The 12596-nt window shown below is 69.0% G+C and carries 12 protein-coding genes; 10 read left to right on the forward strand and 2 right to left on the reverse strand.

The window, feature by feature from the left end; translation table 11 throughout:
* Positions 1–38 precede the first annotated feature (38 nt).
* The 6 genes from EIZ44_RS07435 (at position 39) to EIZ44_RS07460 (ending at position 6291) form a co-directional block, all read left to right on the forward strand.
* On the forward strand, positions 39–257 hold the full coding sequence (locus EIZ44_RS07435; RefSeq protein WP_037816616.1) for a Trm112 family protein: 219 nt from the start codon (positions 39–41) through the stop codon (positions 255–257).
* Positions 258–259: 2 nt separating this feature from the next.
* Positions 260–1345: a hypothetical protein gene (locus EIZ44_RS07440; protein WP_037816614.1), complete on the forward strand. Its 1086-nt coding sequence runs from the start codon at positions 260–262 to the stop codon at positions 1343–1345.
* 82 nt (positions 1346–1427) lie between these two features.
* Positions 1428–2660, forward strand: coding sequence for a mannose-6-phosphate isomerase, class I (gene manA / locus EIZ44_RS07445; RefSeq protein ID WP_037816612.1), 1233 nt, complete (start codon positions 1428–1430; stop codon positions 2658–2660).
* A gap of 94 nt (positions 2661–2754) precedes the next feature.
* A complete protein-coding gene (locus EIZ44_RS07450; protein WP_037816609.1) occupies positions 2755–3669 on the forward strand; it encodes a cation diffusion facilitator family transporter in 915 nt (304 codons plus the stop codon).
* Positions 3670–3747: 78 nt separating this feature from the next.
* Positions 3748–5292: an amino acid permease gene (locus EIZ44_RS07455; RefSeq protein WP_134728073.1), complete on the forward strand. Its 1545-nt coding sequence runs from the start codon at positions 3748–3750 to the stop codon at positions 5290–5292.
* A 279-nt stretch (positions 5293–5571) separates the two neighbouring features.
* Positions 5572–6291: an LPXTG cell wall anchor domain-containing protein gene (locus EIZ44_RS07460; RefSeq protein WP_134728074.1), complete on the forward strand. Its 720-nt coding sequence runs from the start codon at positions 5572–5574 to the stop codon at positions 6289–6291.
* A gap of 585 nt (positions 6292–6876) precedes the next feature.
* Here the strand turns inward: EIZ44_RS07460 and EIZ44_RS07465 are convergent.
* On the reverse strand, positions 6877–9114 hold the full coding sequence (locus tag EIZ44_RS07465; RefSeq protein ID WP_134728214.1) for a hypothetical protein: 2238 nt from the start codon (positions 9112–9114) through the stop codon (positions 6877–6879).
* Positions 9115–9242: 128 nt separating this feature from the next.
* Here EIZ44_RS07465 and ahcY point away from each other — a divergent pair, with 128 nt between their 5' ends.
* The 3 genes from ahcY (at position 9243) to EIZ44_RS07480 (ending at position 11544) form a co-directional block, all read left to right on the forward strand.
* Positions 9243–10715 (forward strand): adenosylhomocysteinase, encoded by a 1473-nt coding sequence (ahcY, locus tag EIZ44_RS07470; protein ID WP_134666987.1) that lies wholly within the window; start codon positions 9243–9245, stop codon positions 10713–10715.
* Positions 10716–10816: 101 nt separating this feature from the next.
* Positions 10817–11104, forward strand: a complete 288-nt coding sequence (locus tag EIZ44_RS07475) for a FitA-like ribbon-helix-helix domain-containing protein (RefSeq protein WP_037816605.1) — start codon at positions 10817–10819, stop codon at positions 11102–11104.
* The gene (locus EIZ44_RS07480) at positions 11098–11544 is read left to right on the forward strand and encodes a type II toxin-antitoxin system VapC family toxin (RefSeq protein ID WP_134728075.1); all 447 of its coding nucleotides are present in this window, start codon (positions 11098–11100) and stop codon (positions 11542–11544) included. Before EIZ44_RS07475 ends, EIZ44_RS07480 begins: the two co-directional genes overlap by 7 nt.
* On the opposite strand, the gene EIZ44_RS07485 is transcribed toward EIZ44_RS07480, so the two are convergent.
* Positions 11541–12083, reverse strand: a complete 543-nt coding sequence (locus EIZ44_RS07485; RefSeq protein WP_134728076.1) for a helix-turn-helix domain-containing protein — start codon at positions 12081–12083, stop codon at positions 11541–11543. The genes EIZ44_RS07480 and EIZ44_RS07485 overlap by 4 nt on opposite strands.
* 47 nt (positions 12084–12130) lie before the next feature.
* On the opposite strand from EIZ44_RS07485, the gene EIZ44_RS07490 reads away from it, so the two are divergent.
* The gene (locus EIZ44_RS07490) at positions 12131–12595 is read left to right on the forward strand and encodes a YbaK/EbsC family protein (RefSeq protein ID WP_134728077.1); all 465 of its coding nucleotides are present in this window, start codon (positions 12131–12133) and stop codon (positions 12593–12595) included.
* The last annotated feature ends 1 nt before the right edge of the window (position 12596 follow it).

Below are 12596 nucleotides of genomic sequence, written 5' to 3' on the forward strand. Positions count from 1 at the left end.
GCCCTCAACACCCCAACGACGCGTGGTATGGAGGAACTATGGCCATCACGCTTGACGCACAGCTGCTGGAGATCCTCGCGTGCCCGTCGCCGGATCACGCCCCGCTGCGTCCCGGTACGCCGGACGACGCCGAGGCCGACGCGCTGACCTGCACCGAATGCGGCCGGGTGTACCCGGTCCGCGACGGCATCCCGGTGCTGCTGCTCGACGAGGCGACGCTGCCCGGTTCGGCCGCTGACCACGGCGACAGTGCTTGACCATGCTTGACGATTCCCTGCTCGACGACTCCGCGCGGCTGGCCGATGCCGACCGCGCGGGGTTGCTGCGCGCCGCCGCGATGGCCGGTGCGCAGGTGCGGGCCACCGCCGAGGCGGCGGCCGAACTGGAGCTGAGCGAACGGCTGGACGTCGGGCGTCCGCGTTCGCTGGTGCTCATCGACCGGCCAGGGGTGAGCCGCACGCTCACCCGGCTGCTGGCCGCGTTGCTCACGCCGTCGTGCCCGGTGCCGGTCGTGGTGGCCGAATCGGTGCCGGCCTGGATCGGCGCGCTCGACGTGGTGTTCGCGCACACCGACGACGCGGGCGACCGCGAGCTGGCCGCTTCGCTGGAGCGCGCCGCCCGGTTCGGCGCGTCGGTGGTGCTGTCCGCGCCGGCGGAAGGGCCGGTCGCGGCATCGGTGGCGGGCAAGGGCGTGCTGCTCGCGCCGCGCGTGCCGGTGCCGCCGGAGCTGGCGTTCCCGCGCGGGCTGGCGGCCGGGCTGCTCACCGCGAACGCGCTCGGCCTGCTGGTCGCGGACGTGCAGGCGCTCGCCGACCAGCTCGACCTCGAAGCGGAGAAGGACTACCTGGCACGCGAATCGTTCGCCAATCCGGCGAAGGCGCTCGCGCTGCGGGTCGCGGACCGGGTGCCGCTGCTGTGGGGGCTCGACCCGGTCGCGGTGGCGGTCGGCGAGCACGCGGCGCACGCCTTCGCCGCGCACGCCGCGCTGGTGTGCGACGTGGAGGACTACCGGCAGGCGCTGGCCCGCCCGGCGTTGCGCCGGGTCGCGCAGTCCGGCGGGGCGGAGCGCGACATTTTCGCCGACCCGGACGACTCTCCCGGCGGAGTCGCGACCCGGGTGCTGCTGCTGTCGGTGCGGACCGGTCCGGCCACCGAGGCGGCCCGGTACCAGGCCGAGGAGTTCCTGCCGGGCGCGGACCTGATCGCGCCCGCCGAGGAGATCGAGGCGGACGAGATCGTCCGCGCCGCGGTGCTGGCGCTGCGGTTCGAGCTGGCCGCGGTGTACCTGGGGCTGGCGGCGGGCAGCATCGGCGGGGCCGGGAGATACGAACCGGCCTCCGCCTGAGGGAGCAGGGGGGAACGCGGGCAGGCGGTTCCGCCGCCGCGTGCGTCGGCCCAGTGCCGACGGGAAGGATTGGGAGTTGACAGTGGAGCTGTTGCGCAACGCCGTACGGCCCTACGCCTGGGGATCGCGAACGGCCATCCCGCAGCTGCAGGGACGTCCGGTGCCGGCGCCGCACCCCGAGGCCGAGCTGTGGATGGGAGCGCACCCAGGGGACCCGTCGCACGTGCTCGGCCCGGACGGCGCCGAGGTGAGCCTGCTCGAACTCGTCGACGCCGATCCGGTCGGCCAGCTCGGCGAGGACTGCGCGCGGCGCTGGGGCAACCGGCTGCCGTTCCTGCTGAAGATCCTCGCCGCGGAAGAACCGCTGTCGATGCAGGCGCACCCGTCGGCGGCGCAGGCCGCGGAGGGACACGCCCGCGAGGAGAAGCTGGGCATCCCGCGCGACGCCGCGAACCGGAACTACCCGGACCCCACGGCGAAGCCGGAGCTGGTCTGCGCGCTGACGGAGTTCCACGCGCTCGCCGGGTTCCGCGACCCGCACCGCACGGTCAAGCTCCTGAAGGCGATCGAGACGCCCGGGCTGGGCAAGTACACCGGCCTGCTGGAAGCCCAGCCGGACCCCGCCGGGCTGCGCGCGCTGTTCACCACCTGGATCACGCTGCCGCAGTCCGCGCTGGACGAATTGCTGCCCGAGGTGCTCGACGCGTGCGTCCGGCACGTCCAGGACCACGGCGAGTTCGCGACCGAATGCCGCACGATCCTGGAACTGGGCGAAACCCACCCGCGCGACGCAGGCGTGCTGGCCGCGCTGCTGCTCAACCGCCTGACCCTGCGTGCGGGCGAGGCGATCTACCTGCCTGCCGGCAACCTGCACCTGTACCTGCACGGCACCGCGGTGGAGATCCTGGCGAACTCGGACAACATCCTGCGCTGCGGCCTCACCCCGAAGCACGTGGACGTGCCGGAGCTGCTGCGCGTGGTCGACTTCGCGTGCGGGGAAATGCCGGTGCAGCACGGAGAATGCGCCGGCCAGCGGATGGCGGTGTACCACACGGACGCCCCGGAATTCGAACTGTCCCGAATGGAATGGGCGGCCGGGGAGGACACCGAGATCGAGGTCGATTCGGCCGGTCCGCAGATCCTGCTGTGCACCGAAGGGGACCTCCTGGTGCTCGCCTCGGACGGGGAACAGGCGGAATTGCGGAGGGGACAGTCGGTCTGGCTGCCCGCCGCGGATCCGGCGGTGCGGGTACGCCCGTTGGGCGGGGAGCGGTCGCAGCTGTTCCGGGCTACCGCCGGGGCTTGCGAGCTGTGATCTGACCAGCTGATTGTCAGGCCCAGCGCTCCCCTTCGCCAAGGTTCCTCTAGGCTCCCACCGGGCAATTCGGGCGCGGAGCAGGGAGCGGGAAGTGTCAGCTGGCGGGGGAACCAAGGCGATCATCGCGGCGCTCGCCGCCAACGCCGGGATCGCGGTGGCCAAGTTCGTCGGCTTCCTGGTCACCGGGTCGTCGTCGATGCTGGCGGAGGCGGTGCACTCGCTGGCCGACACGTCGAACCAGGGGCTGCTGCTGCTCGGGCAGAAGACCTCGAAGCGGCGCGCCACCAAGGAACATCCGTTCGGGTTCGGCCGCGATCGGTACTTCTACTCGTTCATCGTCGCGCTCATGCTCTTCACCCTCGGCGCGGCGTTCGCGCTCTACGAGGGCATCCACAAGATCATCGAGCCGCAGCCGCTGGAGACACCGGTCGTCGCGGTGATCATCCTGCTCGTCGCGATCTGCCTCGAGGGCTACAGCTTCTACACCGCGATGGGCGAGTCGCGCAAGATCAAGGGCAATGCGAGCTGGTGGCGGTTCATCCGCCAGGCCAAGGAGCCGGAACTGCCGGTCGTGCTGCTGGAGGACTCCGGCGCGCTGCTCGGTCTCGTGTTCGCGTTGCTCGGCGTCGGGCTTTCGGTGCTGACCGGCAATCCGGTGTTCGACGGCATCGGCACCGTGTTCATCGGGGTGCTGCTCGGCGTCATCGCGGTCATCCTGATCATCGAGATGAAGAGCCTGCTGATCGGCGAGGGCGCGACCGAAACCGATCTCGCGACCATTGTGGACGAACTGGCCGCGGGCAAGGTCGAGCGCGTCATCCACATCCGCACCCAGTACCTCGGCCCGGACGAACTGCTCGTCGCCGCGAAGCTCGCGCTCGTGCCCGGTCTCGACACCGCCGCGATCGCCGGTGCGATCGACGACGCCGAGGCCCGCGTGCGCGCGAAAGTCCCCGTCGCGACGCTGATTTACCTGGAGCCCGACCTCGACCGCGAGACGCGCTGACTGTCCGGGCAGCTGGCGCCCAACTGACAGGCTAGGGTGGCGCCCGGTCCCCACGAAGGTCACCGCAGGAGGTCAACGTTGCCCGGCACTGGGTTGTGGCGCACTAAGTCGATCGAGCAGTCCATTTCGGACACCGATGAACCGGAGACAAAACTCCGCAGGAACCTGAGCGCCTGGGACCTCACGGTCTTCGGCGTCGCGGTGGTCATCGGCGCCGGCATCTTCACGCTCACCGCGCGCACGGCAGGGGACTTCGCCGGTCCCTCGGTGTCCGTCGCGTTCGTGATCGCGGCGATCGCCTGTGCGCTCGCCGCGTTGTGCTACGCCGAATTCGCTTCCACCGTCCCGGTCGCGGGCAGCGCGTACACGTTCTCCTACGCCACCTTCGGCGAGTTCATGGCGTGGATCATCGGCTGGGACCTGATCCTGGAGCTGGCCGTCGGCGCCGCCGCGGTCGCCAAGGGCTGGTCGTCGTACCTGCAGACCGTGCTGGACTACATCTTCGGCAAGGGCACCAAGACGTCGATCGATCTCGGCGGCGGTTTCGGCATCGACTGGGGCGCGTTCATCGTCGTGGCCGCGCTGGTGACGCTGCTGGTGCTCGGCACGAAGCTGTCGTCGCGGTTCTCGATGGTGATCACCGGCATCAAGGTCGCCGTCGTGCTGTTCGTGGTCATCCTCGGCTTCTTCTACATCAAGTCCAGCAACTACACGCCGTTCGTGCCCGAGGGCAAGCCCGCCGGATCCGGGTCGAGCGGCGTCGACCAGTCGCTGTTCTCGCTCCTCGCCGGCGGCGGCAGCAGCTCGTTCGGCATCTTCGGCCTGCTGGCCGGCGCGTCGATCGTGTTCTTCGCGTTCATCGGGTTCGACATCGTCGCGACCACCGCGGAGGAGACCCGCAACCCGCAGAAGGCCGTGCCGCGCGGCATTTTCGGCTCGCTGGCGATCGTGACCGTCCTGTACGTCGCGGTGTCGCTGGTGGTCGTCGGCATGGTGCCCTATACCGATCTGTCGACCTCGGCGGGCGACGGCAGCCACAAGACGCTCGCCACCGCGTTCTCCGCGAACGGCGTCGACTGGGCCGCGAACGTCATCTCCGTCGGCGCGCTGGCCGGTCTGACCACCGTCGTCATGGTCCTGATGCTCGGCCAGGTGCGGATCATCTTCGCGATGTCCCGCGACGGCCTCATGCCGCGTTCGCTGGCCAAGACGAGCGACCGCGGGACGCCGAAGCGCGCGACGCTCGTGGTCGGTGCGCTGGTCGCGGCGGGCGCGACGTTCTTCCCGGCGGACAAGCTCGAGGAAATGGTCAACGTCGGCACGCTGTTCGCGTTCATCCTCGTGTCGGCGGGCGTGCTGGTGCTGCGCAAGAGCCGCCCGGACCTGCCGCGCGCGTTCCGCGTGCCGGGCGTGTGGGTCATCGCGCCGCTGGCGATCCTGGCCTGCCTGTGGCTGATGCTGAACCTGACCGTGCTGACCTGGCTGCGGTTCGTCGCCTGGATGGTGATCGGCGTCGTGATCTACTTCGCCTACAGCCGCCGGCATTCGCTGCTGGGGAAGCGGCAGTCGGGCGTCGACCAGGGCGGGACGGTTTCCGAACCCGCGCCGCCGGTCGCCGACTGACCTGTTTTCGCTGACGAGCGGCCCGTCGCCCCCTGTGGGCGGCGGGCCGTTTCGCATGGTCGGTCACGGATGCGCAACTCGCGGATCTCGGTTCGGGTGACTACTCGGGCCCACCAGGGAAGGCGTGCTGAGCGTGCGATACCCTCCGCGTCGTCTTCCCTCTGACGGGTTAATCACTCTCGGGTAATTCGCACGAACAGTGGTCGGGGTTCCTACGGAGGGTCGCAGTTCTCCGCGTGTGTTATCCCCCGTTCGGATTTTTCCCTGAGGAGTAACTCCATGCCCATCAGCACCAGACTGCGTGCCGGTTTCACGGTCGCCGCGGTGGCCGGACTCGCCCTGCTCGGCACCGCGACCTCGGCGCTCGCCTGCACCACGGACGACGGCCGGGCGAAGCCGGTCGAGGGCAACGCGACCACCTGTGCCCAGGCGAAGGTGCCCGGCGACCTGCTCGGCGCTGGCGACCTCACCGTCACCGGCGGCACGCAGAAGGACAAGTACCTGAACGTCACAGCGGTGGGCGAGGGCGTCACGGTCACCGCGATCGTGGTCAAGGGCGGCCCCGGGTTCAACGTGTACGTGCCGGGTGAGCGCGGCATGTCGGCCACGCCGCCGTGGGAGAAGCTGCGCTCGCCGTACAACCGCGGCGACCAGCTGCCGACGATCAGCCACTGGTTCGCCTGCGGGACCAAGACCACGCCGACCAAGCCGCCGGTCTCGGAGACTCCGACCACGGCTCCGTCGCAGCCTACTTCGGAGGCTCCTAGCACTACGCCTGCGCCGACTACGTCGTCGGTGCCGGGGGGTGTGACTTCTGCTCCTGCTACTACGACCAGTGCTCCGGCTGTGGTTCCGGCTGGGAATCAGAACGGGACTGGTGGCGGGTTGGCCAACACTGGGTTCGACAATGCCTGGCTGTTTTGGGTTGCCGGGGTGTTGATTGTTGGCGGTGGTGCGTTGCTGGTGCTGCTTAAGGTTCGGCGGCGCGGGACTAACTGATTCGGTTCGGGGTTTCGGCTCGCCGCCTGGCGGCGACATTGCGCACGGTTGGTGCGGCGGGGCACCCCGAAGCTGATTGTGCTGACGGGCGGCGGGTGTTTGTCAAGGCGGGAAAGATGCCTTGACAAACACCCGCCGCCCGCATTTTTGGCTTCGTATCGGGGTGCGGGGGTGGTGTGGGTGCCTCGATGGGTGGGTGCATCGGTTGCGGTTTGGGGCTGGGTGCCTCGATGGCGGGTGCATCGGCTGCGGTTTTGTTCGTGGCGGGGCTAGCGCCCCAATGTGGCATTGGGTGCATCTGACGCACCCAATGTGGCGTTCGGTGCGTGGGACGCAACGAATGTGGCATTGGGGCCAGCACCCCGGCGGCCGCGGCTGGCGGGGGTGGGCCGTGAAGGGCTCCTTGAGGGAATCCAGGTCCGTGAAGGGGGCCCTCACGGACTCGCTCGGGTCGTGAGCGGGTCGTGAGGGGAACCCTCAGGGAATCAGGTTCCCTCAGGGTGGCCCTCACGTACGCGAAAGGGTCGTGAGGGGAACCCTGGGGGAATCAGCGGCTGTGAGGGTGGCCCTCAGGACAAGGGGGGATTAGCGGGGGCGGGGCAGGTCGCCGAAGAGGGAGCCTTGTTCGCCTAGTGTGCGGGCGCGGCCGTTGGGGCGGCCTAGGCCTGCGGCCATTGCTACGGCGTTGTCCCACTCTGGGTCGGCCAGGTATTCGGTGTGTTTCAGGACTCCGGGGGCCCAGCGGCTGCGGCCGTCGGGGGCTCGCAGGGGGTCGGGGACCCAGTGGTCGCCGCCGAGGATGAGGACTCCTGCGTCGTCTGGGGTGGTTTCCAGGGCTCCCCATTTGCCGTCCGGGAGGTAGCCCTCGCCCAGCAGGTGGCCGTTGCTTGTTTGGTGGCGCCAGGTCGTTACGCCGCCGCCGAAGATGTCGGTGCCTCGGCACAGTGCGCGCCAGCGGCCGTCCAGTGACGAGAACAAGTCGGCGAGCGAATCCTGTGGCAGGACGGCGGGGAAGGCGCGCTGGTAGCCCCACTGCAGGGGGGAGCCTGCGGTGAGGAGGCCGACTCGGTCGCGTTCGTTCGGGGGGAGTTCGGCGCTGAGTTGAGCTGCCGTGAGCACGGTGAGGATGCTGCCCAGGTTCAGGCCGGACAGGACGACTCGCGTGCCTGGCTCGGCGAGGTGTTCCTTGACTCGTGCTGCCAGTTCGGGGACGACCTTCAGCGCGTAGCAAGGGGGTACGCCGGGGTGGGCGGCGCGCGGCCAGAACGAGACCAGGTCCGCCAGAGCGCCTAGGTGGCGGCTTCGTTGGGGGGAGCGGGCCGCGGAGTAGACCACTCGCAGCAGGCCGGCGGCCAGCGCGCCCAGAGCGAATACGCCGATCGCCGACACGGTGGTGAACCAGCCTGGCTGCAGGTTGAAACCGAACCGCACGACCAGCAGTGCGATCGCGCCGACGCAGAGGCCCAGCGCGACGATCACGGCCAGGTGGTGCAGGTGGCGGCGTTCCCAGGCTGAGCGGGCCCAGGCTCGGGCGGCGTCTTGTTCTTGTTGTTCGTCGTGTTCCATCAGTTCGACGATGGGCGGGATGCCGCGTCGGCGGCGGCGCAGCGGGACGGCGATGGCGTACCCGGCGATGGCGAGCAGGGCCATCAGGCCTAGACCGCCTCCCCACAGGACGGTGACCAGGTCGTACGTCGTGGGCAGCGCCAGTTTCTCCGCGCGGAGAAGTTTTCGGATGGCGATTGCCAGTCCGGCGCCGAAACCGCCGCCGAGAAGGCCGGCGAGTGCGAGTACCGGGGCTGCTGCCCAGCCGCCGAGCCACGGACGGAGCCGGCGTGGGCGGTCGCGCCAGGCGGAGCGGGCCAGCAGTGCCGACGGGATCAGCGCGAGTGCGAACAGCAGGGTGACGACGAGCAGAGCGCCGCCGAGTCCTTCGACGGTGTTGTCGACGCCGGGCAACCGGTTGTCGACGGGGGCGGCCAGCACGGTGGCGAAGATGACCAGCAGCGTCGCGAAGGTGATCAAGCTTCGGCGCGCGATGGTGCCGGTGTCGCTGCCGATCGCGCCTCCGAGCAAAACCGCGAGGACCAGGGCGAGGGTGCAGATCCACGCGATCAACTGCGGGATTTTCGTGGGCACGTGGAAGGGTCCGCCCAGCAAAAGCAAGGAGATGCAGGCGAGTGCGGCGACCGCGTGTGTCGCGGACATTCCAGGCGCCTCCGGATCGGCGCGCAACCGCATCGGGACGCCCTGGCGGACGGGAGGATCGGGCGGGCGGACTCGCCAGTTCGTCGACGAGATCCGGTGCAGGGCGTAGACCAGCGCGAGGAGCACGGCGACCCCGACGCCGATCCGCAGCGGTCCCTTGCGCAGTTCGGGGGTCACCCAGGTGAGGCAGGCGCGTCCGGGCGCCAGGCATTGCGTCGCGACGAGGTCCAGCACCGCCGCCGCGACCTGGCTGACCAGCAGCATGGTGAGCAGCACCGCGGCGATCCGCAGCAGACCGCGGCACAGGCCGCCGAGCCAGCGGCCGCGGTGGACCGGCGGCAGCATCCAGAACGCGACGTTCGCCAGCGAGAACGGGAACAGCAGCGCCCAGGCGGCCTTCGCGACGCCGCCGGACGTCATGCCGCTCCACAGGTAGCCTTCGACGGTGCGCGGGATCGACCGGCCGAGCGCGGGCACCACCGGACCGGGAGCCGGGCGCCGCAGCCGGTCGGCCGGGCGCACCACGCGGCCGAGTTCGTCGCCGGCGACGTCGACGGTCTGGACCGTGTCGAGGAGCGTCTCGCCGCTCGTGCCCACGAGTCCGGACACCCTCATTTCGACGATGCGGGTGTCAGGGCCGGGGAGCGGGGCGGGCACGGTGGTTCTCTCCTCATCCGTTCGAGTCAGGGTCGAGCCGACAACGGTACTGTTCAGGTGCCATCAAACCTTGGAGGAACCGCACTATGACCCCCGAAAGCGTTGTCAAGCGGCACGACACCCGGGGCGGCCTCGAATTCGCCGTCGCCGATCTCGAGGCCGCGGAGTTCGGCCGGAAGGAGATCCGGCTCGCCGAGCACGAGATGCCCGGCCTGATGGCGCTGCGTCGCGAATACGCTGAGGTCTACCCGCTGCGCGGGGCGCGAATCGCCGGGTCGCTGCACATGACCGTGCAGACCGCGGTGCTGATCGAGACGCTGGTGGCGCTCGGCGCGGAGGTGCGCTGGGCCTCGTGCAACATTTTCTCCACCCAGGATCACGCCGCGGCCGCGGTCGTCGTCGGACCGCACGGCACGCCCGAGGAGCCCAAGGGCGTCCCGGTGTTCGCGTGGAAGGGCGAAACGCTCGAGGAATACTGGTGGTGCACTGAGCGGATGCTCACGTGGGAGGGCGAAGGCCCGAACATGATCCTCGACGACGGCGGCGACGCCACCATGCTGGTCCACAAGGGCACCGAGTACGAGAAGGCAGGCGTGGTCCCGCCCGCCGACGACGAGGACCCCGAGGAGTGGAAGGTCTTCCTCGAACTGCTGCGCGCGTCGGTCGCGGCGGACAAGGGCAAGTGGACCGCCATCGGGCAGAGCGTCAAGGGCGTCACCGAGGAGACCACCACCGGCGTGCTGCGGCTGTACCAGCTGGCGGCCGCGGGCGAACTGCTGTTCCCGGCGATCAACGTCAACGACTCGGTGACGAAGTCGAAGTTCGACAACCGCTACGGCATCCGCCACTCGCTGATCGACGGCATCAACCGCGGCACCGACGTCCTGATCGGCGGCAAGGTCGCGGTGGTCTGCGGTTACGGCGACGTCGGCAAGGGCGCGGCGGAATCGCTGCGCGGCCAGGGCGCCCGCGTGATCATCACCGAGATCGACCCGATCTGCGCACTGCAGGCGATGATGGACGGCTACGAGGTCAAGCGCCTGGAGACGGTGCTGGACGAGGGTGACATTTACGTCACCACCACGGGCAACAAGAACGTGGTGATGGTCGAGCACATGGCGCGGATGAAGCACCAGGCGATCGTCGGCAACATCGGCCACTTCGACAACGAACTCGACATGGCGGGCCTCGCCCGCTACCCGGGCGTGCGGCGCGTGAACATCAAGCCGCAGGTCGACGAATGGGTGTTCCCGGAAGGCAAGAGCATCCTGGTGCTGTCCGAGGGCCGGCTGCTGAACCTGGGCAACGCGACCGGGCACCCGAGCTTCGTGATGTCGAACAGCTTCGCCAACCAGGTCATCGCGCAGGTCGAACTCTTCACGAAGACGGAGGAGTACGACAAGGAGGTCTACCGGCTTCCGAAGAAACTGGACGAAAAGGTCGCGCGGATCCACCTGGAAGCGCTGGGTGGCGAGCTGACGAAGCTGTCGAAGGAACAGGCGGAATACATCGACGTGGATGTCGAGGGTCCGTTCAAGTCTGAGCACTATCGTTACTGATTGCTGACGCTAAGGCCGCCCCGGAATGCGTTTCGGGGCGGCTTTTGTCTGCATATGAAAACACGTGATAACTCTAATGGGTTACGTGTTATCATGGTGTGGTGAAGCAATTGATCACTCGCGTCGACGACGAGCTGCACGCTCGGCTGAAGGCCAGGGCCGAGGCCGAGGGGCGCAGCATGAACGACCTGGTCACCGAAGTGCTCAGCAACGCGCTCAACAGGGAAGAGACGCCGGAGGCGTGGAAAGCCCGGCTGCTCGCGGAGGGCAAGCTGATCGCTTTCGAGTCTGAGCGGGAGCCGGTTGGCCTCGACGAACTGGAGCGGCGTTCGGCTGGATGGGGTGCGTCGGTCAGCGAGGCGCTCGACTGGTCGCGGGGTGAATGGTGACTGTCTATTACGCCGATACGAGCGCGGTCGTGCGGGTGTTCTTCGCTGATGAGCCCGAGCACGCCGAGTTGCGCGACCTGCTTGCGAGCGGCCGGAACCGGGTTCTCACCAGTGAGCTGACCCGGATCGAGTTCGCGAGCGCGATGGCGGCGGCCAAGCGGTCCGGGCGCATCCCGGATGCGCGGGAGTTTCTCGATCGGTTCGACGCGATGAGTCGTTCTTCGACGTTGGGCGTGATTCCGTTCCGGCCTGCGCGTGTTTTTCCCGCCGCGCAGCGATTGGTCGTCGAGAACTATTCTCTTCGCACGCTTGATGCGCTTCATCTCGCGGTCGTGATGCGGGAAACCGCCGACCTCACTGGCGGTGAACCCGTCACTGTGGTTACTTGTGACGCGCGGCAGGCTGATGCGGCAAAGGCCAATGGCCTCCTCGTCCGCTAACGCGGATACCGCATCGTCAACACCGCAGTAGCCGGACCGCCGATTCCTCGATAAACATGGTCCGTCTCCGCGATAAACGTATGCGTCCCGGCAGCGGCAACCGTCACCGGCGCGTCAACCGGCCCCACTTCAGCCGTCCCGGTCAATACCGTCAAAACCTCCCGCACCCCAGGGCTGTGCGGATGCGACACCTGAACCCGCTCGTGGATCGTCAGCCGGTACACCTCGGTCACGCCGTCCGGATCCTCCCACCGGCCGAGCAGCGTCGCCGCCACGCTATCGCCATGCGCTTCAGCCACCCCTTCGTCGCCGAAGAGCAAGTCGCTCAACGGGATCGACAGTGCGGTGGCGATCGCGAACAGCGTGTCCAACGTCGGGTTTCGGCGGCCGTTTTCCAACTCCGACAGCGTTCCCTTGCCGAGACCGCTGTCGGCGGCGAGCGTGGTCAGGCCGACGCCCGCGCGGGTGCGGAGCGTTCGGATGCGGGTACCGACCGCCGCGGCGAGGGCGCGGCCGTCCGGGGCGGGTGACGTCGACATTGGGCCTAGTCTAGTGTTCTGTTTACAGAACAGCTGGAGGTGTGCAGATGTCGGCAGTGCAAAACGTGCAGGACGCGCTCGACGAGGCGGGCGTCGAAGGCCGGGCGCGGACTCTTCCGCAGTCCACTCGGACGGCGGCCGAGGCGGCGGACGCGCTGGGCTGTCCGGTCGGCGCGATCGCGAACAGCCTGGTCTTCATGGCCGACGACGCCCCGCTGCTGGTCTTGACCAGTGGCGCGCACCGCGTGGACACCGAGGCGCTCGCCGCGCGGCTCGGGCGCGGCCGGATCCGCCGGGCCAAGCCGGACGAGGTGCGCGCGGCTACCGGGCAGGTGATCGGCGGGGTGTCGCCGGTCGGGCATCCGGCTCCGCTGGAGACCGTGGTCGACGAGGCGTTGCGGCAGTACACCGAGGTGTGGGCAGCGGCCGGTACGCCGAACGCCGTCTTCCCGACGACGTTCGACGAACTGGTGCGGATCACCAAGGGCACGCCGCTGCGGGTGGACGGATAAA

It is taken from the genome of Amycolatopsis nivea, from assembly GCF_004522235.1.
GTDB lineage: Bacteria > Actinomycetota > Actinomycetes > Mycobacteriales > Pseudonocardiaceae > Amycolatopsis > Amycolatopsis nivea.

Coding starts and splice junctions, on each gene's coding strand:
- ahcY (WP_134666987.1), top strand. CDS start 9,243: ATGACCCCCGAAAGCGTTGTCAAGCGGCACGACACCCGGGGCGGCCTC.
- EIZ44_RS07435 (WP_037816616.1), top strand. CDS start 39: ATGGCCATCACGCTTGACGCACAGCTGCTGGAGATCCTCGCGTGCCCG.
- EIZ44_RS07480 (WP_134728075.1), top strand. CDS start 11,098: ATGGTGACTGTCTATTACGCCGATACGAGCGCGGTCGTGCGGGTGTTC.
- EIZ44_RS07465 (WP_134728214.1), bottom strand. CDS start 9,114: ATGAGGGTGTCCGGACTCGTGGGCACGAGCGGCGAGACGCTCCTCGAC.
- EIZ44_RS07490 (WP_134728077.1), top strand. CDS start 12,131: ATGTCGGCAGTGCAAAACGTGCAGGACGCGCTCGACGAGGCGGGCGTC.
- EIZ44_RS07485 (WP_134728076.1), bottom strand. CDS start 12,083: ATGTCGACGTCACCCGCCCCGGACGGCCGCGCCCTCGCCGCGGCGGTC.
- EIZ44_RS07460 (WP_134728074.1), top strand. CDS start 5,572: ATGCCCATCAGCACCAGACTGCGTGCCGGTTTCACGGTCGCCGCGGTG.
- EIZ44_RS07440 (WP_037816614.1), top strand. CDS start 260: ATGCTTGACGATTCCCTGCTCGACGACTCCGCGCGGCTGGCCGATGCC.